The following is a 26,839-nucleotide window of genomic DNA, read 5'->3' as shown; positions in this document are numbered from 1 at the left end:
CAAGATCCTGAGGGGCCCGGAGCGCATACAGCGTTCCGGGCCTTTTTCGTTTCGGAGGCCCGCACCCATGACCGCTTCTTCCACCCACAAGACCAATCCCTACGCCGCCGGCGCGCGCGGCCTCTGCCCCAATTGCGGCGAGGGCCATCTGTTCGAGGGCTTCCTCAAGTTGGCGCCATCCTGCGAGGCCTGCGGCTTCGACCTGAGCAAGTTCGAGACCGGCGACGGGGCGGCGACCTTCGTCATCCTGATCGCCGGATCCGTCTGCGCCTTCGGGGCGCTGTTTTCGATGTTCGCCTGGAACTGGCCGATCTGGGCGCTGCTGGTCGTCTGGTTGCCCGCGGTCGTGATCATCAGCCTGGGCCTCATGCGCCCGGCCAAGGGCCTGATGGTCGCCGCCCAGGTCGCCCACAAGGCCTCGGAAGCTGGTCGCGACCATGTCTGAGTCCGCAGCCAGGAAGTCCGGCTTCCCGATCGGCCTGACGATCGCCACGGGGATCGCCTTCGCCATCCTCTGCGGCCTGGGCGCCTGGCAGGTCCAGCGCCTGCATTGGAAGCAAGGCATACTGGCGCGGATCGAGGTCTTGAAGACGGCGCCGGCCTTGCCGCTGATCCAGGTGCTGACGGCCGAGGCCCGCGCCAAGGACCTGGCCTGGACCCGGGTGAGCGTCGACTGTGGCGACGTCGCCGGCCAGCCCCTGCCGCTGGTCTATGGCGTTCGCGACGGCGACGTGGTCTGGCGCGCCCAGGCCCCCTGCGCCGTCCTGGCCGGTCCCTACAACATGATCCTGGTGGACCGTGGCGTCGTCCCCGCCCTGACCGGGCAGGTGGCGCCGCCGCCGCGGTCCTTCGACACGCCGCGTCGGGTGGTCGGCGTGCTGATGCCGATCAAGCAGCTGGGCGGTGACCGGGCCGAGGTCCTGAAGCGCTTTCCCGGCCGCCAACCCGCGCCGCTGGTGTTGATGGCCGAGAGCGAGGCCCCCGCGCCGGCCGGAATCACCCCCGCGCCGCTGCCGGCAGAAATTTCCAATCGGCACCTGGAATACGCCCTGACGTGGTTCGGTCTTGCCGTAACCCTGCTGTTTATCTATGCCGCCATGCTCTGGCGGAGAGTGAGACCCTGATGCGCTACGTGTCGACCCGCGGCCAGTCCGCGCCCATCGGCTTCCTGGATGCGGTGCTGGCCGGCCTGGCCCCCGACGGCGGCCTGTACGTGCCCAACGAGTGGCCCAGCTTCTCGGCGGCCGAGATCGCGAGCTTCGCGGGCCAGCCCTACGCCCAGGTGGCCGCCGCCGTGGTCGGCAAGTTCGTCGGCGACGACATCCCAGCCGAGGACCTGCTCAACATGTGCGAGGAGGCCTACGCCACCTTCGCCCACACCGCCGTCACGCCGCTGAAGCAGCTGACCCCGAACCGCTACCTGCTGGAGCTGTTCCACGGCCCGACCCTGGCGTTCAAGGACGTCGCGATGCAGCTGCTGGGCCGGCTGTACGACTACGTACTCGAGCGGCAGTCGCGGAAGATGACCATCATCTGCGCCACCTCGGGCGACACCGGCGGCGCGGCCGTCGAGGCGTTCCGGGGCCGCAAGAACGCCCGCATCGTCGCGCTCTTCCCGGAGGGCCGCATCAGCGAGGTGCAGCGCCGGTTCATGACCACGGCCGTTGACGCCAACGTGGCCTGTATCTCGGTGCTGGGTTCGTTCGACGACTGCCAGGCCATCGTCAAGCAGGCCTTCCAGGACGACCAGTTCCGCCACGCGGTCGATCTGTCAGGCGTCAACTCGATCAACTGGGCGCGGATCGCGGCCCAGAGCGTCTACTACTTCACCTCGGCCGTCGCGCTGGGCGCTCCGAACCGCGAGGTCGCCTTCGTGGTGCCCACGGGGAATTTCGGCGACGCCTACGCCGCCTTCGTGGCCAGGAAGCTGGGTCTGCCGATCCACTCGGTGACCGCCGCCACCAATTCCAACGACATCCTGGCGCGCGCCATCGAGACCGGCCGCTATGCGCGCGGCGCCGTGGCCGCGACCCAGAGCCCGGCCATGGACATCCAGGTCGCCAGCAACTTCGAGCGGCTCTATTTCGAAGCGGTCCGCCGCGACGGCACCGAGACCGGGCGGGCTTTCCGCGCCTTCGCCGACACCGGTCTGCTGGACATTCCGCCGGGCGCGCACGCCTGGATGCGCGAGCTTTTCCGCGGCGCGTCGGTCAGTGAAGCCGACACCGCCAAGACCATGCTCTCGACCCTGAACGAGACCGGCGAGGTCATCGACCCGCACACCGCCGTCGGCCTGGCCGCCGCGCGGGGCGTGGACGTCCCCGCCCCGGTCCCGGTGGTGGTGCTGTCGACCGCCCATCCGGCCAAGTTCCCCGAAGCGGTCCAGGCCGCCACGGGCCTTCTGCCCCTGACCCCGCGCGCCACGCCGGACCTCTCCAAGAAGCCGGAAAAGTTCGAGCGCCTGCCGGCCGACGGCGCGTCCATCAAGGCCTTCGTGCGGACCTTCGCGGCCAATACTTGAGGCTGGGCTAGTGTTTAGGCGCGCGAGCGCCTAGATACCGCCGCTCATGACCACGATCCTCCGCACCCTGCCCAATGGCGTCCGCGTCGTCTGTGACCCGATGCCGGGCCTCGAAACCCTGGCCCTTTCCGTCGTGGCGGGGCGCGGGGCCGCTTATGAGGATCCGGCGCGGTCGGGCTGGTCGCACTTGCTGGAGCACATGGTCTTCAAGGGCGCGGGCGGACGCTCGGCTCGCGACATCGTCGAGGTCATCGAGAACCAGGGCGGTTCCGTCAACGCCGCGACCGGCTATGAGCGCACCAGTTTTCAGGTCCGGGCGCTGAAGGGCGGTCTGGATCTCGGCATGGACGTCATCGCCGACCTTGTCCGCCGCCCGACGCTCGATCCCGCCGACCTGACCCGCGAGAAGCAGGTCGTCGCCCAGGAGATCGCCGAGGCCGCCGACGCGCCCGACGACTATGTCTTCGACCTGATCCAGAGCGCCAGCTGGGGCGACCACCCGTTGGGTCGTCCGATCCTGGGCAGCGACGCCACGGTCGAGGCCGCCACGGTCGAGGCCCTGTCCGACTGGCGCGCCCAGCTCTACGCCGCCGACCGCCTGGTGGTCAGCGCCACGGGCGCGGTCGACGAGGCGGAGCTGATGGCCGCCGCCGAGCGCGCTTTCGGCGACCTGCCCGCCACGCCCGGCGCGACGGTCCCGCAAGCCGCGGCCTTCATCGGCGGCCCGCGGGCCGAGACCCGCAAGCTGGAGCAGGCGCATCTGGTGTTCATGCTGCCGGCCTGCGGCGCGCGCGAGCGGGACTATTTCGCCCTGCGCATCTTCGCCGAGACCCTGGGCGGCGGCATGTCCTCGCGCCTGTTCCAGGAAGCCCGCGAGAAGCGCGGCCTCGCCTACAATATCGACGCCTATGCCGACACCTATGCCGACCACGGGGCGCTGGGCATCTATGCCGGCTGCGCGGCCGGCGACGCGGTCGAGACCGCCAAGGTCTGCGCCGAGGAACTGGTCAAGCTGGTCGAGCGCATCGACGACGCCGAGCTGGCCCGCGCCAAGGCCCAGCTGAAGGCGCACATGTTCATGGCCCGCGAGCAGCCGCTGTCGCGCGCCGAGCAGGGGGCCGGGCAGGTGTTGCTGTTCGACCGCCTCTATCCGCCGTCCGAACTGGCCGCGGAGGTCGATGCGGTGACCTCCGCCGACGTTGCGCGTCTGGGTCGGCGCCTGCTGGCCGGCCAGGCCGCCACCGCCGTGCTCGGCGCCAAGTCGGCGCTGAAGGCCGGCGAGGCGTTCGGCAAAGCATTGTCCCCCAAAAGCTGACATCGGAAGGTGACGGCCGTGATTGAGATCGAGCTTCGTCCTTGTCCGTCCTTCTACCGTTCCTGAAGACTCGCTCCCGCCTGCAGCTGGAGGGCCGCGCCGTCTATCTGCGGCCGCCGCGTCCGCAGGATCATCGGGACTGGGCGGCCCTGCGCGCCCAGTCCCGATCGTTCCTGGAGCCGTGGGAGCCGACCTGGCCAGAACACGACCTGACCCGGGCCGCCTTTCGCGCCCGACTCAGCGCCTATGCCCGCGAGCTGGAGCTGGGCGAGGCCTATCCGTTCTTCATCTTTCGTCGTTCGGACGACGTCCTGGTCGGCGCCGTGCGACTTTTTCACGTGCGACGTGGCGTCGCTCAGGCCGGCTCGATTGGATATTGGATCGGCCAGTCTTTTACACGGCAAGGCTTGATGAGCGACGCCGTCCAGACCCTGATCCGCTTTGCTTTCAAGGGTCTGGATCTCCACAGACTTGAAGCCGCGTGCATGCCGCAGAACGCCGCCTCGGCCGCCCTGTTATTGAAATGTGGGTTTTCTGAGGAGGGATATGCGCCCGCTTATTTGAAAATTAACGGCGGTTGGCGAGATCATCGTCTGTTCGGCATGGTCGCGCCCGAGTAGCGCCGCGGCCCGACCGACGAGTTTTTGGGACGGGCATGTCTTTCAAGACCAGCGAACGACGGAACTGGGACACGACCGCCACGCTCGAGGCGTTGGGCGGCGCCGATGTCGCGCTGTGGATCTGGGAGCCCGAAGCCGATCGCCTCCGCCTGAATGGCGCCGCCCGCGCCCTGGGCCTGGGGCCGCTGGCCCCCGAATGTTCCTCCGCCGCCTTTCGCGCCTTGGCCTTGCCGCAGGACCGCGCGCAGGCCGAGGAGGTCCTCAAGCTGCGCGAGCCTGGCTGCGAGGTCATCGCCCGCTTCCGCGTGCGCGGCGGCGAGACTTGCCTGTGGCGGGGCGTCTGGCTGGAGGAGGGCGTCCGCGCCGCCGGCGTCGTCGCCCCCGAAACGAAATTCTCGGCCTCGGAGCGCTGCGAGCTCACAGGCCTGCTGGATCGCCGCAGCTTCATCGCCCGCGCCCGCGAGCGCCTGCAACAGGACGGGATGCACGAACTGGTCGTGGCCGACCTGGATCGCCTGCGCCGCCTGAACGAGGCCCTGGGCCACGAACGCGCCGATCTGGTCCTGGCCGCCCTCGGCTCCCGCCTGGCCGCCTCGTTCCCGGGCGACGCCCTGCTGGGCCGGATCGGCGAGGACGAGTTCGCCGTGCTGTGCGCGCCCAAGGGCTACGAGCCGGCCGAGATGCTGCGCTCGGCCCTGGAGCAGCCGTTGCGCGTGGCCGGGTTCGACATCCACCCGACCCTGTCGATCGGCGCCGTCTCCGCCGAAGGCGGCCTGGACGCTCCGGACGCTTGCGAACTGCTGCGTCGCGCCGAGCTGGCCGTCGAGGCCGCCGCCGCCGCCGGCCGTGGCGGGGCCGCCGCCTACGGCCGCTCGATGGAAACCGACGGCCTCTCGCGCCTGGCCCTGGAAGCCGACCTGCGCGGCGCCATCGCGCGCGGCGAGATCAAACCCTACTTCCAGCCGGTCGTGCGCCTGTCGACGGGCGCGCTGTCGGGCTTCGAGGCCCTGGCCCGCTGGATCCACCCGCGCCGGGGCATGCTGCCGCCCGACGAGTTCCTGCCGCTGATCGAAGAGATGGGGCTGATGAGCGAGCTCGGTGCGCACATGATGCACACCGCCGCCAAGCAGCTGGCCACGTGGCGCGACAGCCATCCGGCGATGGGCGCCCTGACCGTCAGCGTCAACCTGTCGACCGGCGAGATCGACCGTCCGGGCCTGGTCACCGACGTGGCCGAGACCCTGCGCGTCAACCGCCTGCCGCGCGGCGCCCTGAAGCTGGAAGTGACCGAAAGCGACATCATGCGCGACCCCGAGCGGGCCGCCGTGATCCTGAAGACCCTGCGCGAAGCCGGCGCCGGTCTGGCGCTGGACGACTTCGGCACCGGCTTCTCGTCGCTCTCGTACTTGACGCGCCTGCCGTTCGACACGCTGAAGATCGACCGCTACTTCGTCCGCACCATGGGCAGCAACGCCGGCTCGGCCAAGATCGTCCGCTCGGTCGTCAAGCTGGGCCAGGACCTGGATCTGGAAGTCGTGGCCGAGGGCGTCGAGAACGCCGAGATGGCCCATGCCCTGCAGTCGCTGGGCTGCGACTACGGCCAGGGCTTCGGCTACGCGCCGGCGCTGTCGCCGCAGGAGGCCGAGGTCTATCTGAACGAAGCCTATGTGGACGGCGCCGCGCCGGTGAAGGCGCGGGGCTAGGCCCGTCCCGCCGTCGCCGACAGGTGGTCGGCGGTGACGCCCAGCTTGGCCAGCGCCCGGGTCCACTTGTGTTCGTGGTCCTCGTCGAACAGCAGGGCCTCGTCGGCGTCGCAAATCAGCCAGACATTGTCGCGCAGCTCCTGCTCCAGCTGTCCCGGACCCCAGCCGGCATAGCCGAGGGCCAGCATCGCCTTGCGCGGGCGGTTGACGCTGGCCAGGGCGTCCAGCACGTCGCGGGTGGCGGTCAGGCTCAGGCCGTCGGCCACGGGCAGGGTCGAGTCCGGCGAGGTGAAATCGTCGGTGTGCAGCACGAAGCCCCGTTCGCGCTCCAGCGGGCCGCCCAGAAGCACCAGATCACTCGGGGCCTGGAGCCGTGACTTCACGCCCAGGCGTTCCAGCAGCTCGAACACGGTCAGGCCCTCGACTGGGCGGTTGACCGCCAGGCCCATGGCCTGGTCCTCGTCGTGGGCGCACAGATAGAGCACGGTGCGCTCGAAGCGCGGGTCCTCGATGCCGGGCATGGCCACCAAGAGCCGCCCGACCAGGAAATCGCCGTCCTCCTCATCGTGGGGGCCGTCTTCGATGAAGGTGTCCATGGTAGGAGCATTGGCCTTCAGCGTGACGGTTTCAAGTCGTTGAACGTTTCAAAGCGTGCTTGGCGTCCGCTCTCGCGAGGGATATTCGAGCAGGCGCGATTTCACACGCACACGAGGAAACACGGCCCATGGCGATCAAGGTTGGCGACACGCTGCCCGCGGCGACTTTCATGACCAGCACGGCCGAAGGGCCGGCGCCGATCACCACCGACGACATCTTCAAGGGCAAGACCGTCGCCCTGTTCGCCGTCCCCGGCGCCTTCACCCCGACCTGCTCGGCCAAGCACCTGCCGGGCTTCAAGGAGAAGGCCGCGGAACTCAAAGCCAAGGGCGTCGACACGATCGCCTGCGTCTCGGTCAACGACGTCTTCGTGATGAAGGCCTGGGGCAAGGACCAGGGCATCGACGGCGAGGTTCTGCTGCTGGCCGACGGCAATGGCGACTTCACCAAGTCGGTCGGCCTGGACTTCGACGGTTCGAAGTTCGGCATGGGCGAGCGCTCGCAGCGCTACTCGCTGATCGCCAAGGACGGCGTCGTGACCCAGCTGCACGTCGAGGAAGCCGGCCAGTTCAAGGTCTCGTCGGCCGAGTACCTGCTCGAGCAGCTGTAAGACCCGAAGGGCGCGGCGGCCGCCGCCGCGCCCTTTATTCTTTGATTATGGCCTCGTGCAGCGCCTGGATCCGCTTGTTGAGCGCCCCCAGGTCCTCGCCCTCCATGCCCGACCGCTCCAGCAGCGTGTCGTTCAGGCATCCCGAGCGGCCCAGCAGGGCGCGTCCGGCCTCCGTCATCGTCACCTCGACCCGGCGCTCGTCCTCGAGCCCGCGCCGCCGCGCGACCAGACCGGCGGCCTCCAGGCGTTTGACCAGCGGCGTCACGGTGCTGGACTCCAGGTCCAGCCGTTCGGCTATGCCGCCGATCGTGATCCCGCCTCCTTTGCTTTCAGGCGCCTCGCCCAGCACGTTCAGCACCAGGTACTGCGGATAGGTCAGGCCCAGCGCGTCGAGCAGGGGCTTGTAGGCCCGCGTGATCGCCATGCTGGTAGCGTACAGGGTGAAGCAGAGCTGCTGGTCCAGCGGATATGGAGGTGGGGTCTTGGTCATCATGGATCCTTCATACCACGGAAAATGATATCGCGATAAACAAAATGCTGGACAGCGCCACGGAGGCGCTCTAGATCATATCTCATTATCGCAATAACAATTATCGCGATTAAGAAATGAGGGTTGATCCATGAGCCAGTCGAACCAAGCTTCCCGTCGCGGCGTGATGACCGCCGGCTTCGGTCTCGCCGCCGTGGCGGCCGCCTCGCTGGGCCAGAGCGCCCAGGCCGCGACCCCGAAGGCCGCCGTCGCCTCGCCGCATGCCGCCAACCGTTCGCAAAGCGGCTTCGTCACCACCCAGGATGGCGTCCAGATCTTCTACAAGGACTGGGGTCCGAAGGACGCCCAGCCTGTCGTCTTCCACCACGGCTGGCCGCTCAGCGCCGACGACTGGGACGCCCAGATGATGTTCTTCCTAGGCAAGGGCTATCGCGTGATCGCTCACGACCGTCGCGGCCATGGCCGGTCGACCCAGACGGATACGGGTAATGATATGGATGCCTACGCCGCCGACGTCATCGCCCTGGCCGACCACCTCGACCTGAAAAACGCCATCCACGTCGGCCACTCGACCGGCGGCGGCGAAGTCGCCCACTATGTGGCCCGCGCCAAGCCGGGCCGCGTCGCCAAGGCCGTACTGATCGGCGCGGTGCCGCCGATCATGCTGAAGACCCCGGCCAATCCGGGCGGTCTGCCGATCGAGGTGTTCGACGGTTTCCGGTCGGCCCTGCTGGCCAATCGCGCCCAGTTCTTCCGCGACATCCCGGAAGGTCCGTTCTTCGGCTTCAATCGTCCGGGCGCCAAGGTCAGCCAGGGCCTGATCGACAACTGGTGGCGCCAGGGCATGATGGGCGGGGCCAAGGCCCACTACGACTGCATCAAGGCCTTCTCCGAGACCGACTTCACGCCGGATCTCAAGAAGATCGACGTGCCGGTCCTGATCCTGCACGGCGAAGACGACCAGATCGTCCCGATCGCCGACAGCGCCCATTTGGCCATCAAGCTTCTGAAGAAGGGGACGCTGAAGACCTATCCGGGCCTGCCGCACGGCATGGCGTCCACGCACCCGGAGGTGATCAACGCCGACCTGCTGGCGTTCTTCAAGGCGTAGCCGGGTTTCAACCCCACCCGTCATCCCGCGCTTCATGTGCGGGATGACGGGTGTTGGGGCGTGATAGAGCCTAAGCCCCCAGCACCTCGGGCGTCATCGCCTCCAGGTCGGCCGCGCCCAGCATGACGCCGGCCGCCGCGCCCGGGACCTGGGCCAGCACACTCTCGGCGAAGACGCGGGCCAGAGCCCGCTTGCTCTCGGCCCAGGCCGCGTCGGCCTCGCCCGAGGCCGCCAGGGCGCCCTTGGCCAGCATCCACCCGCCGACGACATCGCCCATCAGCTTCAGATAGGCCGTGGCGCCGGAGAGGGCGTCGGGCATCGACTTGGTCCGGCGCTCGACCAGCCAGGCGGTGGCCGAGGCGGCGGCGTCCAGGGCGGCGCCCAGGCGCAGGCCGACGGCCTTCAGCGCCGAGGCGTTGAGGGCGTCGATGGTGTCGCGGATGTCGTCCATCAGGTCGGCGACGGCCTGGCCCTCACCCATCGACAGCTTGCGGCCCACGAGATCGATGGCCTGGATGCCATTGGTGCCCTCATAGATCGGGGCGATGCGGGCGTCGCGATAGTGCTGGGCCGCGCCGGTCTCCTCGATGAAGCCCATGCCGCCGTGGATCTGCAGCCCTTGCGAGGCGACCCAGACGCCGACATCGGTCGACCAGGCCTTGGCGATCGGGGTCAGCAGTTCCTCGCGCAGCTTGGCGCTCGTGCGGGTCGCCTCGTCGGCGGCGGCGCGCGACAGGTCGGCGGCGACGGCGGTCGACAGGCAGATGCCGCGCGCGGCTTCGATATGGGCCTTCATCAGCACCAGCGAGCGGCGCACGTCCGGATGGTCGAACAGGCGCGAGGGATAGGCGCCCGTCCAGGCCGAGCGGCCCTGGACGCGTTCCTGGCTGAAGTGCAGGGCCTGCTGGTAGGCGCGCTCGGCGATGGCCACGCCCTGGGCCCCGACCTGCAGGCGGGCGGCGTTCATCATCACGAACATGTTGGGCAGGCCCTGGCCCAGGCCCCCGACCAGCTCGGCCTTGGCGCCCTCGAACAGCATCACGCAGGTGGGCGAGCCGTGGATGCCCAGCTTGTGCTCCAGCCCGCCCACGCGCAGGGCGTTGGCCTCGCCCAGCTTGCCGTCGGCGTCGACCAGCACCTTGGGGGCCAGGAACAGCGAGATGCCCTTCACGCCCGGAGGCGCATCGGGCGTGCGGGCCAGGATCAGGTGGACGATATTGTCGGCCGCATCGTGGTCGCCCCAGGTGATGAAGATCTTCTGGCCGGTGATCTTCCAGCCGCCGTCTCCGTCGGGGGTCGCGATCGTGGTCAGGGCGGCCAGGTCGGAACCGGCCTGCGGCTCGGTCAGGTTCATGGTCCCTGTCCATTCGCCGGAGATCAGCTTGGGCAGGTAGGTGTGCTTCTGGCTGTCCGTGCCGCACAGCTCCAGGGCCTCGATGGCCCCCAGGCTCAGCATCGGGCAGAGGCCGAAGGCCATGTTCGACGCCTGGATCATTTCCAGCACCGCGACTTCGAGGGTCTTGGGCAGGCCCTGGCCGCCGTGCTCGACCGGCGCGGCCAGACTGGCCCAGCCGCCTTGCGCGAACTGCTTGTAGGCGTCGGCGAAGCCGGGGGCGGAGCGGACCACGCCGTTCTCCAGCCTGGCGCCGACCTGATCACCGCCCCGGTTCAGCGGAGCCAGCACGTCGGCGGCGAAGGCGCCGGCCGCTTCCAGCACCGCCGTCACCGTGTCGGCGTCGGCCTCGGGAAAGGCGTCGGCCAGCCGCCCGAAGTCCGCCGCATGCCGCAGCGAGAAGGCGAGGTCACGGACGGGGGCGCGATAGGTCATGGCCGACAAGCTCCAGAGGATCGGCGATCTGTTTAGGCGGGGTGACGCAACGTCGCCAAGCCATCCCCGTCTTTATGGCGAAGATCACAGCCTCGTGATCTTCGCCCCCTTCAAAGCCGTGCTGGAGTGCCTAAGTCGGGGAACTGCAACTAATGCTGTTTTAATTACGCCCTGGAGCGCCCCGATGTACAAGCCCTTCCTCTACGCCACGCTCGCCGCGGCCGTGCTGACCGCGCCCGCCGCCATGGCCGCGCCGTCGACCGATCCGGCCAAGATGCCCGCCGGCGCCTATGTGCTCGACAAGACCCACGCTTCCCTGACCGCCAAGCTCAAGCACATGGGCCTGTCGAACTACACCCTGCGCTTCACCAAGCTGGACGCTTCCTACCAGTACGATCCGGCCCAGCCGACCGCCGCCAAGCTGACCGTCACGGTCGACCCGGCCTCGATCGACACCTCCACCGGCGCCGACGAGTTCGGCCTGAAGTTCAATAAGGAACTGATCGGCGACGGCTGGCTGGAAGCCGCCAAGTACCCGACCATCACCTTCGTCTCGACCGTCGTGAACGTCGGCGACGGCCAGCACGGCACGGTGACCGGCGACCTGACTTTCCACGGCGTGACCAAGCCGGTGGTGCTGGACGTCACCTTCAACGGCTCGGGCCCGGGCATGAACCCGCTGCAGACCCGCGCGGGCTTCTCGGCGACCACGACCATCAAGCGGTCGGAGTTTGGCGTCGGCAAGTACGTGCCGCTGGTCGGCGACGACGTCACGCTGAACATCGAAGTCGAATTCCAGAAGAAGTAAAACTGCGCTGGATCATGGCGGGCGAACCCCGCCATGATCCAAGCTAAGTTCAGGGGACCTGGGAGACTCGCATGGCCGCAAGCCGTACGCGCTACACGACGGTGGCGATCGTCATTCACTGGCTGATCGCCGCGGCCCTCATCTTCCAGATCATCCTGGGCTGGCGGATGGGCGACGGGCCCAAGGGTCCGACCACCTACGCCCTGTTCCAGCTGCACAAGTCGATCGGCATCACCATCCTGCTGCTCAGCCTGGCGCGGCTGGCCTGGCGGCTGTTCAACACGCCGCCGGCCCCGCCCCAGGGACAGCCCAAGTGGGAGCAGGTCGCCTCCAAGCTCGTTCACATCGGCTTCTATGTGATCATGATCGGCCTGCCGCTGACGGGCTGGATCCTGGTCTCGGCCAGCCGCGTGCCGATCCCGACCCTGTTGTTCGGGACGATGCCGTGGCCGCACATTCCTGGCCTGCCCGAACTGGCGGCCGGTCCCAAGCACCTCTGGTACGAGATCGGCGAGCTGGGCCACGGCGTGCTGGTCAAGGTCACCTATCTGCTGTTGATCCTGCACCTGGGCGCGGTGGCCAAGCACCAGATCCTCGACAAGGACGAGGTGTTCGCCAACATGGCTCCCGGCGCTCGCCCCGGCTGGAAGGAGCCCCGCGCCTGGCTGGCCGCGGCCGGTCTCGCCGCCGTGGTCGCCGCGGGCTATCTCTACATGCCCGCCACCAAGGCCAAGCCCGCCGCGCCGCCCGCGCCAGTCGCCGAACCTGCTCCGGCCGAAGCTCCGCCTGCCGCCGCGACGCCGCCGGTCGATGCCGCGCCGCCCGCCGTCGAGGCCACCCCCGCGGCAGTCTCCGAGCTCAAGGCCCCCGTCCAGTGGACCGTCCAGAAGGGCTCGACCCTGGGCTTCAGCGCCACCTGGTCGGAGAACGCCATCGAGGGCCGCTTCAAGACCTGGACCGCCGACATCCTGTTCTCGCCCGAGGCCCTGGACCGCTCGAAGCTGACCGTCGCCATCGACACGGCCTCGGTCGACACCGGCGACGCCCAGCGCGACCAGAGCCTGCCCAGCGGCGACTTCTTCGACACCGCCGAGCACCCAAAAGCGACCTTCACGGCTGCGAAGTTCCGCAAGACCGGCGAGGGCAAGTTCGTCGCCGACGGGATCCTGGACCTGCGCGGCGTGAAAAAGCCGCTCAGCCTGCCGTTCTCTCTGAAGATCGACGGCGACACGGCGACCGCGCGGGGTGTAACCACCCTCGACCGGACGACGTTTGGAGTTGGGCAGGGCGAATGGGCGTCGACGGACGAAATCGCGGCGAAGGTGAAGGTCAGCTTCAGCCTGACCGCCAAGAAGAAGTAGAGGCCGCCGCCGCCGCTCTGCGCGCCGGCGGGCTGGTCATCCTGCCGACCGAGACGGTCTACGGGCTCGGGGCCGACGCCGCGAACCCGGCGGCCGTGGCGGCGATCTTCGAGGCCAAGGGCCGGCCGCGCTTCAACCCGCTGATCGCCCACGTCGCCGACCTGGAAACCGCCGCGCGGATCGCCGACCTCGATGACCGCGCCTGGGCCCTGGCCCGCGAATTCTGGCCGGGGCCGCTAACCATCGTCGCGCCGATCAAGGACACGGCCGCCGTCTGTGACCTGGCGCGCGCCGGGCTCGACACGGTGGCGATCCGCGTGCCGGGCCACCCGGTTTCGCACGCGGTGCTGGAAGCGTTCGGCGGCGCGGTCGTCGCCCCCTCCGCCAACCGCTCGGGCCGCCCCAGCCCCACCACCTATGCCGACGCCGTGGCCGAGACCGGCGACAAGGCCGCCGCCGCCCTCGATGGCGGTCCGTGCGCCGTCGGCCTGGAATCGACCGTGGTCTCGGTCCTGGACGGCCAGGCGCGCCTGCTGCGGCCCGGCGCCGTCACCCGCTTCCAGTTGCAGCGGATCGTCGGGCCTCTGGCCGAGGCGGAAGACGACGCCAGGCGCTCGCCCGGCCGCCTGGCCCTGCACTACGCCCCCGACGCGCCGGTGCGGATCAACGTCAAGGCCCCAGAGACGACCGAGGCCTATCTGGCGTTCGGGGATTGGCCGCGGGGGTCGCGCGTCTTCAATCTCAGCCCGTCCGGCGACCTGGCCGAAGCCGCCGCCAACCTGTTCTCGTACCTGCGCGCCGCCGACCGTCTTCGCCCCTCGGCCATCGCCGTCGCGCCGATCCCGGAAGACGGCCTGGGCGAAGCGATCAATGACCGGCTGCGTCGCGCGGCCGGCTTCGTAGGATAGACCGATGAAGAGCAAGACCCGGATCATGTATGTCGAGGACAAGTCCAAGGGCATCAACGGGCCGGCGCGGATCGGGCGGGTCGTCTCGTCCAAGAGCGGCGAGACCCTGCACTATGCCGGCCAGACGTTCACGGCGTTGCGCCACTCGGGCCTGAAGGCCAACTTCCAGGACAGCGTGACTGGCCATCCGTACTGGATCGCCCGGGCGCGCAAGGATGGCGCCGACCGGCTGTTCAAGGGCGCGGGCGATCCGGCCGTGATCGACGACAATGTGCGCGAGGAATATTGGCGCGACATCCGGGGCCTTCCCGACCCCGCCTTGGGTTAGGTCCGCGACGCCGTAGACGCTGACATCGACCCAATCCGCCGCTTATACTGAGCGCCATGATCAAGCCCGTTCCCGCCGATGTCGTCTCCCGGATCAAGGCCGTGCTCGGCGAGGGCGGCTGGAGCCAGGATCCGGATGTGCTGGCGCCGCACCTCGTCGAATGGCGCGGTCGCTGGCGGGGCGAGACGCCGCTGCTGGTGACGCCGCGCACGACCGCCGAGGTCGCCGCCGTGGTCGGCGTCTGCGCGGCCGAGGGCGTGGCGATCACGCCTCAGGGCGGCAATACCGGCCTCGTCGCCGGCCAGATCCCGCACGGCGAGATTCTGCTCTCGACCCAGAAGCTGAAGGCGATCCGCGATGTCGACCCGCTCGACGACGCCATGGTGCTGGAGGCCGGCGTCACGCTGCACGAAGCCCACCAGCAGGCCGCCCGGGTTGGCCGGCGCTTCACGGTCGGCGTGGCCTCGGAAGGCTCCTGCACGATCGGGGGGCTGATCTCGACCAACGCCGGCGGCACGGCCGTGCTGCGCTATGGCATGATGCGCGAGCAGGTGCTGGGCGTCGAGGCGGTGCTGCCCAATGGCGAGATCTGGAACGGCCTCAAGCGCCTGCGCAAGGACAATACCGGCTACGACCTCAAGCAACTGCTGATCGGCGCCGAGGGCACGCTGGGCATCGTCACCGCGGCCTCGCTGAAGCTGCACGCGCCGCTGGCCTCGCGGGCGGTGGCGATCGTGGGCCTCAACGCGCCGGCCGACGCGATCCGGCTTCTCGCGAGGGCGAAAGACGAGACCGGTGGCGCGGTCGAGGCCTTCGAACTGATGAGCTTGCTGGGTTTCGCCCTGACCATCCGCAACGTGCCTGGCCTGCGCGATCCGCTGCCGAGCGAGCATCCCTGGTACGTGCTGATCGAGATCGCCAGCGGCGAGCCCGGGACGGCCGAGGCGGCGTTGGAACGCCTGCTGGCCAAGGCCCTGGGCGACGGCTTGATCGCCGACGCCGCCGTCGCGCAGACCGAGACGCAAGAGAAGACCTTCTGGCACATCCGCGAGGGGCACTCGGCGGGCCAGAAGCCCGAGGGCGCGGTGTGGAAGCACGACATCTCGGTGCCGGTCTCGAAGATCCCCGCCTTCATCGAGCGAGCCGACGCGGCGCTGGAGGAGGCGTTCCCCGGCGTACGGATCATCGCCTTCGGCCACGTCGGCGACGGCAATGTCCACTACGACGTGCTGAAACCCGTCGGCGCGGACGACGACGCCCATGACGCCCAGCGCGAGCAGGGCGCCAGGATCGTCCACGACATCACCGCCAGCTTCGCCGGCTCGATCAGCGCCGAGCACGGTCTGGGGGCGATGAAGACGGCCGAGGCCCTGACCTACAAGGACCCGATCGAGGTCGCGGCCCTGCGGGCGATCCGAGGGGCGCTGGACCCCAAGCGGATCATGAACCCCCGGATCCTGTTCTAGGCGGCGGCTTTGGCCAGGGCGCGCCGCTTGCGGGCGCGCAGGGCTTGCAGGACCAGAACCCCGATCGCGCCCAGCGGGATCGTGGCCTTGTAGAAGCCGGCCTGCGAGCCGGGGCCCAGCACGTTGATGGCCAGCGGGATGAAGCCCCACCTGTCCGTGCCCTGCTGCATCCAGAACGCGCCGACGCCGACGAAGCACATCAGCGCCCACACGATGCGGAACTTCAGGGTCCGGTCGCGGGCGACCAGGAACGCGGCCACGACCATCGGCAGCGGCCAGGCGAGAGCGGCCACGAGGCCAAAAGTCTGGGTCATGGGCGGCTGCATAGCCGTCTCGCCCGGATGGGTCGAGCCGCCTTCACGGTTACTCAACTCCTAGGCGTCCATAAGGCGCACCTGTCAGGGGATGGGCGGGGAAAGATCATGAAGTTTGGTTTGGTCGCGTCGGCGTCCGCGTGCGTCCTGCTCTGCGCCTGCGCGTCGGTGACGCGCGGCTCGACCGACGCCTGGGAGGTCAACAGCGACCCGATCGGCGCCAAGGTCGAGACCACCAACGGCCACTTCTGCGAAGCGACGCCGTGCGCGATCCGCATGAGCCGCAAGAGCGAGTTTGTCGCCACCGTCACCAAGCCGGGGTACCGCCCGGCCACCATCACCGTCACCCACAAGACCGCCAAGGCGGGCGCCGCCGGCATGGCCGGCAACGTCCTGATCGGTGGTCTGATCGGGGTCGGCATCGACTCCGCCACCGGGGCCACCCAGGACCTCGTGCCCAATCCGGCCTTCGTGAAGCTGGAGCGGACTGGACCTTACGACCCGCCCGCCGAGCTCCTGCCGCCGGAGCCTGTCCCGCCGCCGCCGGCCGTTCCGCAACCGGCCTATGCGCCCGAACCGGTCGCGGCGCCGCCGATCTACACACCGGCTCCGCCGCCCTCCCGCGCGCCGACCTACGCACCGGCGGCGCCGCCGATCTACACGCTCGCGCCGCTCTCCGGGGGGCCGGTCGCGCCGCCGCCGCCGCCGGCGGTCGTGAGCAGCAGCAACATCATCAAGGGCACGGCCTTCCTGCGCACGCGCAATGGCCAGACCCGCAGCTGCGCCGGCTCGCCGGTGCGGCTGTTCCCGCGCGGTCCTTCCACTATCGCCTTCGTGCGCCAGGCCTATGGTTCGGAGCAGGGCGGCTTCGCCCGCCGGACGAGCTGGGAGCCTCAGCCGTTCGATCCGGTCGTCACGATCGAGACCTGCGACGCTCAGGGCGGCTTCGCTTTCGACCGCCTGCCCGACGGCGACTATTACGTCGCCGCCGTGGTCAGCATCGAGAGCCCGGCCGGCGATGGCGGCGGCTATATGGTCCAGGAGGGCGGCACGATCGTCACCCTGGTCTCGGTCTCGGGCGGCGCGGTCAAGCCGATCGTCCTGACCCGTTAGGTCTCCGGCACCCCGGCCATCATCGCCTTCAGAGCCCCCAGGTGGCCCTTCAGCGCCTTGCGTCCGGGACTGGTCAGCGACAGCCAGGTGCGCTGGCGGCCCTCCGAGGCGGCCTTGCGGACCTTGACGTAGCCGGCTTCCTCCAAGGTCTTCACGTGTTTGCTGAGCACCGATTCCGAGACGTCCAGCGCCTCGCGGACGGTGGCGAAGTCGATGGTCTCCATCGCCGCCAGCATGCAGCACATCTGCAGGCGATTGGGGGCGTGGATCACCGGGTCCAGTTCCACGCTCACAGCGAGCCGCCGTCGCGCAGGTCGGCGCGGAAGGCCGCTTCCCAGACGAAGCCGCCGATGGTGACGATCACGGCGACAAGCGCGCCGAACACCCACGGCGCGGCGACCACGTCGCGCTCCAACGCCAACCAGACCGAGATCGCCGCGCATAGCGTCGTGAGGATCGCCAGGCCGATGGCGACCCAGCGTGTGCGTCCGGCGCGATAGCCGCTGACCCACATGCCGGTGTGGCGCTTATAGGCGCGCACGAGCAGCACCAGGCCCACCAAGAACACCGCGTAGTAGATGAACTTGGCCAGGATCGGCTGAGTCTGGACGGCCACCATGCCCCCCGCGAGCAGGCCCAGCGCCGGGTGGTACCAGATCGGCGCCTTGGCGCGTTCGGCCAGGTCGGTATTGGCGGCTTCGACCTCGGCCAGCATCCGCAGGGCGTCTTCGTCTCGGGTCATGGCGTCTTCCTTACTTTCCATTGCGGAAAGTCATAACCCTCTACTTTCCAGTGTGGCAAGTGAAAACTTTCCAACATGGAAAGTGATGGGCTCGACAACCTCGACCGGGGCGAGCTTGATGGCGGCATGAGCACGCTCTTCCGGTTCGCCAGCGCTGTCCGGCGTCACGCCGAGGTCGAGGCCTGGTTCTCGGCCGACGATCCGCTGCGCCGGCTTGTCGAGCCCTGGTTCGAGCGCCTGCGGGCCAGCGGCGGCGACGTTCGCGAACTGCTGCATGACGGCCATCCGACCGCCTGCGTCGACGACGCCGCCTTCGCCTATGTCGACGCCTTCGCGGCCCATGCCAGCATCGGTTTCTACGCGGGCGCGTCGCTGCCTGATCCGGGCCGTCTGCTCGAAGGGACGGGCAAGCGGATGCGGCACGTCAAACTGCGCTGGGGCCAGCCGATCGACGAGGCGGCCTTGGTCGAGCTGATCGCCGCCGCCCATGCGGACATGCGGCGGCGTGTCGACTCAGGGGAATGACATAGCTGGCGCCGTCGCCCCTAAGCCTCTATCTCCCGGCCATGCTGATGGTCATCTCGCCCGCCAAGTCGCTGGACTTCACCGCACCCAAGGATGTGCTGCCGCTCACCACGCCGGCGCTGAAGCCCCAGATCGCCGAACTGGCCAAGGTCACGCGCAAGCTGACCGCGCCCGACCTCAAGCGGCTGATGCACATCTCTGACGCCCTGGCCAAGCTGAACCGCGAGCGATTCCAGGCTTTCGACTCCGAGCTCGAGGATGGCCTGCAGGCGATCATCGCCTTCAACGGCGATGTCTATGCCGGCCTGGCCGCCCGCGAGCTGGACCGTCCGGCCCTGGAGTGGGCCCAGGATCACCTGCGGATCCTGTCGGGCCTCTACGGCGTGCTGCGCCCGTTCGACGCCCTGCAGCCCTATCGCCTGGAGATGGGCGCGCGGCTGAAGACCAAGCGTGGCAGCAACCTCTACGACTTCTGGGGCGAGACGATCTCCATGACCCTGAACGCCGCCGCCGAGGGCCACGACGACCCGACCCTGGTGAACCTGGCGAGCCAGGAGTATTTCGGCGCCGTCGACGCCAAGGCCCTGAAGCTGCCGGTGGTCACCTGCCACTTCAAGGAAGAGAAGCACGGCGAGCTGCGGGTGCTGGGCTTCTTCGCCAAGAAGGCGCGGGGACGCATGGCCCGCTACATCATCGACAACCGGATCGACCGCGCCGAAGGGCTGAAGCGGTTCGACCTGGATGGCTACGCCTTCAAGCCGAACCTTTCGACCGAGGCCGACTGGGTTTTCGCTCGCCCGCAGCCCTGAATTCATCTATCGATGAATTTATAAGCGCTCGCCTCTCGCATGGGCGAGCTATATGCTGCGTCGCAGCAAATGCAGGGAGCGTGAGTGCATGGCCGTGGATTTCGGTTTGCAGGGGCAGGTCGCCATCGTCACCGGCTCGACCAGCGGCATCGGTCACGCCTTGGCCGACGCGCTCGCCGCCCAGGGCTGCAACATCGTCATGAACGGCTTGGGCGAGATGAACGCCATCGAGCGCGCCCGGGCCGAGATGGCCGAAACCCACGGCGTCGAGGTGCTGTATCACGGCGCCGACATGACCAAGCCCGACCAGATCGCTGACATGGTCCGCGCCGCCAAGGCCGAGTTCGGCGAGCTGGACATCCTGGTCAACAACGCCGGCGTCCAGCACGTGGCCCCGATCGAGGACTTCCCGGACGACAAGTGGGACCTGATCATCGCGATCAACCTGTCGTCGGCCTTTCACGCGACCAAGGCGGCCGTGCCGATCATGAAGGAGCAGGGACGCGGGCGGATCGTCAACATCGCTTCGGCGCATGGTCTGGTCGCCTCGCCGTTCAAGTCGGCCTATGTCGCGGCCAAGCACGGCATCCTGGGCCTGACCAAGACGGTGGCCCTCGAGGTCGCCGAGCACGGCATCACCTGCAACGCCATCTGCCCCGGCTTCGTGAAGACTCCGCTGGTCGAGGCCCAGATCGCCGATCAGGCCAAGGCCCGCGGCATCTCTGAAGAGGCGGTGATGAAGGACGTGATCCTGGCCGCCCAACCGACCAAGCAGTTCGTCACCTTCGAACAGCTGGGCGGCATGTTGCTCTATCTGGTCTCCGACGCCGGGGCTTCGGCCAATGGCGCGGCGTTCCAGGTCGACGGCGGCTGGGTCGCGCAATAGGCTGGGCCGCGTGCCCATCCCGCCCTTCATCAAGAAGAAGTCCGGCCCCCGGACGCTGAGCCTGGCCCTGCAGGGCGGGGGCTCGCACGGGGCGTTCGAGTGGGGCGTGCTCGACCGCCTGCTGGAGGAGGACGATCTGGAGATCCGGGCGGCCACCGCCGCCTCGGCTGGGGCGATGAACGCCGTCTGCCTGGCCCAGGGCCTGATCGACGACGGCAAGGCCGGGGCCAGGAGGCGTCTCGAATCTTTCTGGCGGCAGGTGAACCGGCAGGGCGGGCGCAACGTCTTCGGCGACACCTCGATCTGGACCACCGCCTTCGGCGGCGGGGCCGACTGGCTGAAGAACACTCCCGGCTGGCGGATGGCCGAGACCTTCGCCCTGTCGCTCAGCCCCTACGAGTTCAATCCGTTCAACCTGAACCCGCTGCACGACACGCTGGAAGCCGAGATCACCTTCAGCCAGATCCGCGAGAAGAGCCCGATCAAGCTCTATGTCGCCGCCACGGCGGTGCGAACCAGCAAGTCGGTGATCTTCCGCGAGACCGAGCTGACGTCCCGCCACATCATGGCCAGCGCCTGTCTGCCGCAGGTTTTCCAGGCCGTGGAGATCGACGGCGAGCCCTACTGGGACGGTGGCTTCCTGGCCAATCCGCCGCTGTGGCCGCTGTTCTATGACGACACCCCCGACGATATCCTGATCGTCAGCCTCAACCCGTTCGTCCGCGAGGAGACGCCCAAGTCGCCGGGCGAGATCATGGATCGGCTGAACGAGATCACCTTCAACGCCTCCCTGGCCTCGGAGCTCAGGGCCATCGGCTTCGTGCAGAAGCTGCTGGACGACGGCCTGCTGAAGGACACCGCCCGGGGCCGCTACCGCCGGATGCTGGTCCACGCCATCACCGCCGACAAGCCGCTGGCGGATCTGTCGCTCTCCACCAAGTTCAACACCGAGTGGAGTTTCCTGACCGATCTCAAGGCGCGGGGGCGCAAGGCGGCGGAAGCTTGGCTGGCCGACTGCGGAAACTGCATCGGTGTGAAGTCCAGCGTCGATCTCAAGGTCGGCTTCCCCTGAAGGACCTGGCCATGAACCACCCCGTGCCGACCGTCGGCGTCGTCTGCCTGCGCGGCGACGAGGTCCTGCTGATCCGACGCGGCACGCCGCCCCGGCTGAACCAGTGGAGCCTGCCGGGCGGAAGGCTGGAATGGGGAGAGACCCTGGAGGTCGCCGCCTTGCGCGAGCTCAAGGAAGAGACCGGCGTCGAGGCCGAGCTGCTGGGCCTGCTGGACGTGGTCGACGGCGTGTTTCCGGCCCGTCCAGGCGGCGAGATCACCCGCCACTACGTGATGATCGACTACGCCGCCCGCTGGACCGGCGGCGAGCCAGTGGCCGGCGACGACGCGGCCGAGGCGAAATTCGTGACGCTGGACGAGGCCATGGCCCTGGTCGAGTGGGAAGAAACACGGCGGGTGATCGCGGAGACGTACGCGCGGTTTGGGGCTTAGACGCCCCCTCCGTCACGGCGCTTCGTTGCGTCCAGCCATCGCCCGTGTTCAATCCACCCCATGACCCTCGTCGAAGCCCGCGCCCCGCGCACCTCTCTCAGCCCCAACGCCCTGATCCTGATCGCCGCGTGCGTGGGTCTGGGCTGGGCGGTGGCGGCCGAGCTGCCGCCCGCCGGACCGCTGACCTTCGCCTTTGTCGCCGCGACCTGGATCCTCAGCGTCGGGGTCCACGAGTTCGGCCACGCCTTCGTCGCGCACAAGGCCGGCGACACGACGATCGTCGAGAAGGGCTACCTGACCCTCGATCCGCTCAAGTATTCGGACCTCGTCACCACCATCATCTTCCCGCTGATCGCCCTGGCCCTGGGCGGCATCGGCTTTCCCGGCGGGGCGGTCTATCTGCGCGAGGACCTGATGCGGTCCAAGGGCTGGCGGTCGCTGGCCTCGCTGGCCGGGCCGCTGGGGACGCTGGCGGTGCTGGTCGCCCTGGCCGTGGTCCTGCCGTTCGTCGCCTCCGGTCCGCTCTACAACGCCCTGTCGCTGCTGGCCCTGCTGCAGGCCAGCGCCCTGGTCTTGAACCTCCTGCCGATCCCGGGCCTGGACGGCTACGGCGTCATCCGGCCGTTCCTCTCCGACGGCGTGCGGGCCAGGCTGGTCAAGATCGAGCGGATCGGCTTTCTCATCCTGTTCGCCCTGATCTTCTGGGTCCCCGGGGTCAGCGGCTTCATCTTCGGCGCGGCCCTGGCGGTCACCGACCTCCTGGGCGTGTCGCGGCCGGCCGTCGGCGCCGGCTGGCAAGCCTTCCACTTCTGGGGCTCTTGACCTTCCGCGCCTGACCGCCTCTCCTCAAACAAACGTTTCAGGGATGAGAGGGAGGTTCGCATGGCCTACGCGCCGTTCAATCTGTCGGGCAAGGTGGCCCTGGTCACCGGCGGCAATCGCGGCATCGGCCTGGGCATGGCCAAGGCGATGGCGGAGGCCGGCGCCGACATCGTCATCTGGGGCTCCAATCCCGAGCGCAATCTCGAGGCCGAGAAGCAGCTGACCACGCTGGGCGTGCGGGTGAAGGCTCAGACCGTCGACGTCTCCGACGAGGATCAGGTTCGCGAAGGCATGGAGGAGGCCGTGGCCGCCATGGGCCGGGTCGACAGCGTCTTCGCCAATGCCGGCGTCGGCTTTGGTTCGCCCTCGTTCGTCGAGATGAAGACCGAGACCTATCGCAAGGTGCTGTCGGTCAATCTGGACGGTGTGTTCTTCACCCTGCGCGAGGCCTGCCGCCACATGGTCGAGCGCGCCAAGACCGGCGATCCGGGCGGTTCGCTGGTCGGGGTGGCCTCGCTGGCCGCCATCGAGGGCGCGGCCCGCAACGAGGCCTATGCGGCCACCAAGGGCGCGGTGATCTCGATGATCAAGTCGGTGGCCGTCGAGCACGCCCGCTATGGCGTGCGCGCCAACGCCATCCTGCCGGGCTGGATCGCCACCGACATGACGGCCGGGGCGCAGGCGAACGCCGCCTTCGCCGAGAAGGTCATCCCGCGCGTGCCGGCCCGCCGCTGGGGCGAGCCCGAGGATTTCGGCGGCATGGCCGTCTATCTGGCCTCGGATGCGTCGAGCTACCACTCGGGCACGACCATCGTCATCGACGGCGGATACTCGATCTTCTGACGGCGTGTTTCTTGGACTCTGAAGTCCAATAAAAACCCAGGTAAAACAGGGTCTTGCGGAACGGTCCGCGCGGTGAGAAGCTTTCTCCACGGCAGCCTGGACATCAGATCCGGGCGCCGACGAGGAAACAAAGACGATGACGCCCCAAGACGTTGTCAGCCTGGCCCCGCCGCGCGGCTTTCTGACGCTGATCGCCCTGGTCCTGACGGCCATGGCCAGCTGCTTCTGGACCGCCGAATCGGACGTCGAGACCGAGCTGGTCCGCCACAACTAGGCTGGGCTAACCTCGCGGCACGCTTGCGGGCGCGGGCGCGGCGCGAAATCCTCCCTGAAAATAACGGGAGGAACGGTCATGGGCCTGCGCACGCCGCTCTGCGATCTACTGCATATCGAGCATCCGATCCTTCTGGCCGGCATGGGCGGGGTGTCCTATGCGCCGCTGGCGGCGGCGGTGTCGAACGCCGGCGGCTACGGCGTGCTGGGCATGGCCGGGACCTCGCCGGACTTCATCCGTGACCAGATGCGCGAGGTCAGAAGCCTCACCGACAAGCCGTTCGGCGTCGACCTGCTGGCCGCCACGCCGGATGCGCTGACCGCCAGCGTCGAGGTGATCATCGAGGAGGGCGCCTCGTCCTTCATCGCCGGCCTTGGCGTGCCGCTGCCGATCATCGAGCGCCTCAAGGCGGCCGGCCTGAAGGTCATGGTCGTCTGCGGGGCGGTGAAGCACGCGGTCAAGGCCGAGCAGGCCGGCTGCGACGCCGTCATCTGCCAGGGCGGGGAGGGCGGCGGCCACACCGGTCTGGTCGGCACCTTGCCGCTGGTCGCGCAGTCGGTCGAGGCCGTGAAGATCCCCGTCGTCGCGGCGGGGGGGCTCTATGACGGCCGGGGCCTCGCCGCGGCCCTGGCCCTGGGCGCCCAGGGCGTCTGGATGGGCACGCGCTTCATCGCCAGCCTTGAGGCTCACGCCGGCGACCTCTATCGCCAGGCGGTGGTCGAGGCGGCCGACGAGGACACGATCCGCACCCGTTGCTACTCAGGCAAGCCGATGCGGGTGAAGAAGAACCCCTATGTCGACGACTGGGAGGGCCGGCCATCCGACATCCAGCCTTTCCCCCAGCAGGCCATGATCTCGATCCGGGCGGGGGCCATGGGCGGCATCGGCGGCCAGATCGAGGGTCTCGACCCGGTTAAGTCCTGCTTCGCCATGGGTCAGAGCGCCGGTGGCGTGCGCGAGGTGCTGCCGGCCGGCGAGATCGTGGCGCGGCTCGTCAGCGAGGCCGAGGCGGCGCTGGACCGGGCGAACGCCTTCCGTGTCTAACGCTTGTGCGGGGGCAGGATCCGCTGGAAGTGCGCCTCGAAGACCGCGTGGCATTCGCAGGCGCGCTTTTCCAGGCCAGGACGGTCCAGCACCTCGACCTTGCCGCGGCCGATGTGGATGACCTTGGCGTCCTGCAGGACGCGGGCGACGGCGCTGATCGTCGTGCGCTGCACGCCCAGCATCTGGGCCAGGGTCTCCTGGGTCAGGCGGATCGGCTCCTTGCCCGAGCGGTCGTGGGCGAACTGCAGCCAGCGGCAGACGCGTTGCTCGATCGGATGCAGGGCGTTGCAGGCGGCGACCTGCATCATCTGGGCGATGAAGGCGTCGGCGGCGCGATCGAACAGGTCGCCGACGACGGCATGGCGAAGCTTGACCTCTTCCAGCCTCGCGGTCGGCAGGCAGAAGGCGTGGCCGGGCACGCGGACGACGGCGCGACCATAGGCGGGCTTGAAGCCGGCGCTGACCACGCCGCCGATCGCGCCTTCGAAGCCGATGCTGGCGGCCTCGATCTCCTGACCGTCCGAGGTCACCACCAGCAGCGAGGCCTGGGTGGGGCCGCAGGGCAGGTAGGTGTGCTCGACGTCGTCCCCGACATCGAACAGCACGGCGTCGGCCGGCAGGTCGACGAGAACCATGTGCGCGGCCAGTTCGGCCAGGGCGTCCGGGCGCAGGGCGGCCAGCAGACGGTTGGAATCATAGGTCGGGGCGGCGTCGCCCTCGGCGGCGCTGCGGACGATGCGGGTGATGGCGGTCATGCGTGCCTCCCGTGAAGCTCGACTGCATAAGCGCGCGGCGCACGGCTTAGTTTCCCGTGGACGGCGAGACTCTTCCGAAGCACCCTCCGCAAGGGCCAGGGAGTAGACCCATGATCGCCAAGCGACACCTGCGGCGGAGGCTGAGCCAGTACGGCGCGCTGTGGCTCGGATCGTTCGTCGTCACCCTGCTGGTCATGGCCGCCATGGTCTTCGGCGTGGGCGCGCCGCTGGCGGAGACCGCCGACCTCGCCCTGCCGATCGCCCTGTCCCTGCTGGGCCTGGCGGTGATCACCGGCGTCGGGATCACCTTGGCCACGGACGTAAGTCTCTCGACCAAGTCGCTGATCACGGCCCTGGCCCTGCTGCTGGTCCTGCCGCTGCTGTGGGCGCCGGTGCTGGCGGTGATCGTCACGGCCGCCATCGCCGGAGCGTCGGTGGAATATTCCACCGCCTACGCTCAGTTCCGGATCGCGGTCAGCCACCTGATCTACCCGCTGGTGGCGATGCTGGGCGAAGACCCGCTGGTCGGCTTCGTCTGGCAGGCGTTCCAAGTCGTCGCGTCCGTGGTGGGCGCGGTCGCGTCGATCCTGCAGGTGTGGCGCGTCATCAAGCCGTTCCTGTACGGCGACGAGGAAGAGACGGTCGAGGCCTAGGTGTTCAGCTCAGCGTCGTCGGGCCGGGGAGCACCCCGTCCTCTTCCTGCTCGTGCAGCATCACATGCAGGCCCAGACCGGCTGGATGCTCGGCCAAGCGCCGGGCCGCGGCGCTGGCTTCGCCGCGCGTTTCATAGGCGCCAAAGCGCAGGTTGTCGCCGATGATGGACCAGCGATCGCGGACCCGAACGACACCATAATGCACCTCAGTCATGGGCAGACCTCCTTGCAGTATCCACAGGGAGCGCCCGATCTGTGGCGATCACAAGGCCCTTATTGTTCAAGCTTTTTTGACACCGAGGGACATCTTGTCCCCAAGCGGAGGCCGGCCGCTCGCCCGTCAGGCGCGGGACGGTGACAGGCGGGCGCGGTTTGGCGATAACAGGCTCATGTCGCGTCCGTTCCTTATCGGCGTCCTCCTCGGCGCCCTCGTCGTTTCGCCGGTCCTGGCCCCCAAGGCGTTCGGTCAGGAACGGGCCGCCGACGAGCGTCAGCGTCTGCTGGACCTGGCCTATACGCTGGGCGAGAGCCACGCCCTACGCCAGGCCTGCGAGGGCGTCGACGACCAGTACTGGCGCTCGCGCATGGTTCGCCTGACCGAGGTGGAGCAGGCCGACCAGGCCTTCGACGCCCAGATGCGCGAGCGGTTCAACACCGGCTTCGCCTCGCGCCGCAGCGAGTATCCGGTCTGCGATGACGCCAGCCGCAAGGCCGAGCAGGCCGCCGCCCGCAAGGGTCAGGCCCTGGCCCAGAGGCTCTCGCAGTCGATGCGCCCCACGCCTCCGCCGCCCGCGCCGGATTCCATGGCGGACGGCGAAGGAGCGCGCTAACCTCTACCCAGGTTTGTAGAGGAGCGTCGCTCTTGGGCACGTCCATCGTCGTAATCGTCC

General features: G+C 68.8%; 33 protein-coding genes. 25 read left to right on the top strand and 8 right to left on the bottom strand.

The genetic code is table 11. The features are described from left to right. Positions 1–67: 67 nt before the first annotated feature. From AC1RJ9_RS13725 to AC1RJ9_RS13700, 6 genes are read left to right on the top strand one after another with little or no spacing between them, the layout of a single operon-like run. Positions 68–445 carry a DUF983 domain-containing protein gene (locus tag AC1RJ9_RS13725; RefSeq protein ID WP_492837452.1) on the top strand — a complete coding sequence of 126 codons (378 nt, stop codon included), beginning with the start codon at positions 68–70 and terminating at the stop codon, positions 443–445. Then, the gene (locus tag AC1RJ9_RS13720; RefSeq protein WP_492837451.1) at positions 438–1,124 is read left to right on the top strand and encodes an SURF1 family protein; all 687 of its coding nucleotides are present in this window, start codon (positions 438–440) and stop codon (positions 1,122–1,124) included. Before AC1RJ9_RS13725 ends, AC1RJ9_RS13720 begins: the two co-directional genes overlap by 8 nt. Beyond that, positions 1,124–2,521: a threonine synthase gene (gene thrC, locus AC1RJ9_RS13715; protein WP_492837450.1), complete on the top strand. Its 1,398-nt coding sequence runs from the start codon at positions 1,124–1,126 to the stop codon at positions 2,519–2,521. Before AC1RJ9_RS13720 ends, thrC begins: the two co-directional genes overlap by 1 nt. 46 nt (positions 2,522–2,567) lie before the next feature. Beyond that, positions 2,568–3,836, top strand: coding sequence for a M16 family metallopeptidase (locus tag AC1RJ9_RS13710; protein ID WP_492837449.1), 1,269 nt, complete (start codon positions 2,568–2,570; stop codon positions 3,834–3,836). Positions 3,837–3,877: 41 nt separating this feature from the next. After that, positions 3,878–4,456 (top strand): GNAT family N-acetyltransferase, encoded by a 579-nt coding sequence (locus AC1RJ9_RS13705; protein WP_492837448.1) that lies wholly within the window; start codon positions 3,878–3,880, stop codon positions 4,454–4,456. Positions 4,457–4,491: 35 nt separating this feature from the next. Continuing rightward, positions 4,492–6,159, top strand: a complete 1,668-nt coding sequence (locus tag AC1RJ9_RS13700; protein WP_492837447.1) for a putative bifunctional diguanylate cyclase/phosphodiesterase — start codon at positions 4,492–4,494, stop codon at positions 6,157–6,159. On the opposite strand, the gene AC1RJ9_RS13695 is transcribed toward AC1RJ9_RS13700, so the two are convergent. Beyond that, entirely contained in the window at positions 6,156–6,755 is a 600-nt protein-coding gene (locus tag AC1RJ9_RS13695; protein WP_492837446.1) for a YqgE/AlgH family protein, read from the bottom strand. The two genes, AC1RJ9_RS13700 and AC1RJ9_RS13695, sit on opposite strands and share 4 nt — an antisense overlap. 128 nt (positions 6,756–6,883) lie before the next feature. On the opposite strand from AC1RJ9_RS13695, the gene AC1RJ9_RS13690 reads away from it, so the two are divergent. Further along, complete coding sequence (locus tag AC1RJ9_RS13690) at positions 6,884–7,366, top strand: peroxiredoxin (protein WP_492837445.1); 483 nt, start codon at positions 6,884–6,886, stop codon at positions 7,364–7,366. A gap of 34 nt (positions 7,367–7,400) precedes the next feature. Here the strand turns inward: AC1RJ9_RS13690 and AC1RJ9_RS13685 are convergent, their stop codons facing one another. Further along, positions 7,401–7,856 (bottom strand): MarR family winged helix-turn-helix transcriptional regulator, encoded by a 456-nt coding sequence (locus AC1RJ9_RS13685; protein WP_492837579.1) that lies wholly within the window; start codon positions 7,854–7,856, stop codon positions 7,401–7,403. A 130-nt stretch (positions 7,857–7,986) separates the two neighbouring features. Here AC1RJ9_RS13685 and AC1RJ9_RS13680 point away from each other — a divergent pair, with 130 nt between their 5' ends. Further along, positions 7,987–8,967, top strand: a complete 981-nt coding sequence (locus tag AC1RJ9_RS13680; protein ID WP_492837444.1) for an alpha/beta fold hydrolase — start codon at positions 7,987–7,989, stop codon at positions 8,965–8,967. A gap of 70 nt (positions 8,968–9,037) precedes the next feature. Here AC1RJ9_RS13680 and AC1RJ9_RS13675 read toward each other — a convergent pair whose 3' ends face one another. Continuing rightward, on the bottom strand, positions 9,038–10,795 hold the full coding sequence (locus tag AC1RJ9_RS13675) for an acyl-CoA dehydrogenase family protein (RefSeq protein WP_492837443.1): 1,758 nt from the start codon (positions 10,793–10,795) through the stop codon (positions 9,038–9,040). Positions 10,796–10,979: 184 nt separating this feature from the next. On the opposite strand from AC1RJ9_RS13675, the gene AC1RJ9_RS13670 reads away from it, so the two are divergent. The 5 genes from AC1RJ9_RS13670 to AC1RJ9_RS13650 all read left to right on the top strand — a co-directional run bounded on the left by AC1RJ9_RS13670 (position 10,980) and on the right by AC1RJ9_RS13650 (position 15,666). Beyond that, complete coding sequence (locus AC1RJ9_RS13670; protein WP_492837442.1) at positions 10,980–11,603, top strand: YceI family protein; 624 nt, start codon at positions 10,980–10,982, stop codon at positions 11,601–11,603. Positions 11,604–11,674: 71 nt separating this feature from the next. Beyond that, positions 11,675–12,964 (top strand): YceI family protein, encoded by a 1,290-nt coding sequence (locus AC1RJ9_RS13665; RefSeq protein ID WP_492837441.1) that lies wholly within the window; start codon positions 11,675–11,677, stop codon positions 12,962–12,964. Continuing rightward, complete coding sequence (locus tag AC1RJ9_RS13660) at positions 12,895–13,872, top strand: L-threonylcarbamoyladenylate synthase (protein WP_492837440.1); 978 nt, start codon at positions 12,895–12,897, stop codon at positions 13,870–13,872. The genes AC1RJ9_RS13665 and AC1RJ9_RS13660 overlap by 70 nt, the downstream gene beginning before the upstream one ends. A gap of 4 nt (positions 13,873–13,876) precedes the next feature. After that, positions 13,877–14,200 carry a 1-deoxy-D-xylulose-5-phosphate synthase gene (locus AC1RJ9_RS13655; protein ID WP_492837439.1) on the top strand — a complete coding sequence of 108 codons (324 nt, stop codon included), beginning with the start codon at positions 13,877–13,879 and terminating at the stop codon, positions 14,198–14,200. Between the two features lie 56 nt (positions 14,201–14,256). Continuing rightward, entirely contained in the window at positions 14,257–15,666 is a 1,410-nt protein-coding gene (locus AC1RJ9_RS13650; protein ID WP_492837438.1) for an FAD-binding oxidoreductase, read from the top strand. On the opposite strand, the gene AC1RJ9_RS13645 is transcribed toward AC1RJ9_RS13650, so the two are convergent. Next, positions 15,663–16,037, bottom strand: coding sequence for a hypothetical protein (locus AC1RJ9_RS13645; protein WP_492837437.1), 375 nt, complete (start codon positions 16,035–16,037; stop codon positions 15,663–15,665). The two genes, AC1RJ9_RS13650 and AC1RJ9_RS13645, sit on opposite strands and share 4 nt — an antisense overlap. A gap of 51 nt (positions 16,038–16,088) precedes the next feature. Here AC1RJ9_RS13645 and AC1RJ9_RS13640 point away from each other — a divergent pair, with 51 nt between their 5' ends. Then, positions 16,089–17,093 carry a hypothetical protein gene (locus AC1RJ9_RS13640; RefSeq protein ID WP_492837436.1) on the top strand — a complete coding sequence of 335 codons (1,005 nt, stop codon included), beginning with the start codon at positions 16,089–16,091 and terminating at the stop codon, positions 17,091–17,093. Here AC1RJ9_RS13640 and AC1RJ9_RS13635 read toward each other — a convergent pair. Both AC1RJ9_RS13635 and AC1RJ9_RS13630 read right to left on the bottom strand, forming a co-directional pair. After that, entirely contained in the window at positions 17,090–17,386 is a 297-nt protein-coding gene (locus AC1RJ9_RS13635; RefSeq protein ID WP_492837434.1) for a transcriptional regulator, read from the bottom strand. The genes AC1RJ9_RS13640 and AC1RJ9_RS13635 overlap by 4 nt on opposite strands. Beyond that, on the bottom strand, positions 17,383–17,835 hold the full coding sequence (locus tag AC1RJ9_RS13630) for a hypothetical protein (protein WP_492837433.1): 453 nt from the start codon (positions 17,833–17,835) through the stop codon (positions 17,383–17,385). The genes AC1RJ9_RS13635 and AC1RJ9_RS13630 overlap by 4 nt, the downstream gene beginning before the upstream one ends. A gap of 75 nt (positions 17,836–17,910) precedes the next feature. Here AC1RJ9_RS13630 and AC1RJ9_RS13625 point away from each other — a divergent pair, with 75 nt between their 5' ends. The 9 genes from AC1RJ9_RS13625 (at position 17,911) to AC1RJ9_RS13585 (ending at position 24,541) form a co-directional block, all read left to right on the top strand. Further along, on the top strand, positions 17,911–18,360 hold the full coding sequence (locus AC1RJ9_RS13625) for a DUF1801 domain-containing protein (RefSeq protein WP_492837432.1): 450 nt from the start codon (positions 17,911–17,913) through the stop codon (positions 18,358–18,360). A 41-nt stretch (positions 18,361–18,401) separates the two neighbouring features. Next, positions 18,402–19,169 (top strand): peroxide stress protein YaaA, encoded by a 768-nt coding sequence (gene yaaA, locus AC1RJ9_RS13620; RefSeq protein WP_492837431.1) that lies wholly within the window; start codon positions 18,402–18,404, stop codon positions 19,167–19,169. 88 nt (positions 19,170–19,257) lie between these two features. After that, positions 19,258–20,055, top strand: coding sequence for a 3-hydroxybutyrate dehydrogenase (locus tag AC1RJ9_RS13615; RefSeq protein ID WP_492837430.1), 798 nt, complete (start codon positions 19,258–19,260; stop codon positions 20,053–20,055). 10 nt (positions 20,056–20,065) lie between these two features. Next, the gene (locus tag AC1RJ9_RS13610; protein WP_492837429.1) at positions 20,066–21,127 is read left to right on the top strand and encodes a patatin-like phospholipase family protein; all 1,062 of its coding nucleotides are present in this window, start codon (positions 20,066–20,068) and stop codon (positions 21,125–21,127) included. 11 nt (positions 21,128–21,138) lie between these two features. Next, complete coding sequence (locus AC1RJ9_RS13605) at positions 21,139–21,558, top strand: NUDIX hydrolase (protein ID WP_492837428.1); 420 nt, start codon at positions 21,139–21,141, stop codon at positions 21,556–21,558. Positions 21,559–21,618: 60 nt separating this feature from the next. Further along, on the top strand, positions 21,619–22,380 hold the full coding sequence (locus AC1RJ9_RS13600; RefSeq protein ID WP_492837427.1) for a site-2 protease family protein: 762 nt from the start codon (positions 21,619–21,621) through the stop codon (positions 22,378–22,380). Positions 22,381–22,440: 60 nt separating this feature from the next. Then, the gene (locus AC1RJ9_RS13595; protein ID WP_492837425.1) at positions 22,441–23,223 is read left to right on the top strand and encodes an SDR family NAD(P)-dependent oxidoreductase; all 783 of its coding nucleotides are present in this window, start codon (positions 22,441–22,443) and stop codon (positions 23,221–23,223) included. 136 nt (positions 23,224–23,359) lie between these two features. Beyond that, on the top strand, positions 23,360–23,497 hold the full coding sequence (locus AC1RJ9_RS13590) for a hypothetical protein (RefSeq protein ID WP_492837424.1): 138 nt from the start codon (positions 23,360–23,362) through the stop codon (positions 23,495–23,497). A 78-nt stretch (positions 23,498–23,575) separates the two neighbouring features. Then, positions 23,576–24,541, top strand: a complete 966-nt coding sequence (locus tag AC1RJ9_RS13585) for an NAD(P)H-dependent flavin oxidoreductase (RefSeq protein WP_492837423.1) — start codon at positions 23,576–23,578, stop codon at positions 24,539–24,541. Here AC1RJ9_RS13585 and AC1RJ9_RS13580 read toward each other — a convergent pair. Next, positions 24,538–25,296, bottom strand: a complete 759-nt coding sequence (locus tag AC1RJ9_RS13580; protein ID WP_492837422.1) for a Crp/Fnr family transcriptional regulator — start codon at positions 25,294–25,296, stop codon at positions 24,538–24,540. The two genes, AC1RJ9_RS13585 and AC1RJ9_RS13580, sit on opposite strands and share 4 nt — an antisense overlap. A gap of 110 nt (positions 25,297–25,406) precedes the next feature. Here AC1RJ9_RS13580 and AC1RJ9_RS13575 point away from each other — a divergent pair, with 110 nt between their 5' ends. Beyond that, on the top strand, positions 25,407–25,949 hold the full coding sequence (locus tag AC1RJ9_RS13575) for a hypothetical protein (protein ID WP_492837421.1): 543 nt from the start codon (positions 25,407–25,409) through the stop codon (positions 25,947–25,949). A gap of 4 nt (positions 25,950–25,953) precedes the next feature. Here AC1RJ9_RS13575 and AC1RJ9_RS13570 read toward each other — a convergent pair whose 3' ends face one another. Then, on the bottom strand, positions 25,954–26,163 hold the full coding sequence (locus tag AC1RJ9_RS13570) for a hypothetical protein (protein ID WP_492837420.1): 210 nt from the start codon (positions 26,161–26,163) through the stop codon (positions 25,954–25,956). Between the two features lie 175 nt (positions 26,164–26,338). On the opposite strand from AC1RJ9_RS13570, the gene AC1RJ9_RS13565 reads away from it, so the two are divergent. Then, complete coding sequence (locus AC1RJ9_RS13565) at positions 26,339–26,779, top strand: TIGR02301 family protein (protein ID WP_492837419.1); 441 nt, start codon at positions 26,339–26,341, stop codon at positions 26,777–26,779. Positions 26,780–26,839 lie beyond the last annotated feature (60 nt).

The organism is Caulobacter sp. GW822-FHT07D08 (genome assembly GCF_058798735.1).
This window is presented reverse-complemented; position numbering and strand designations above follow the sequence as displayed.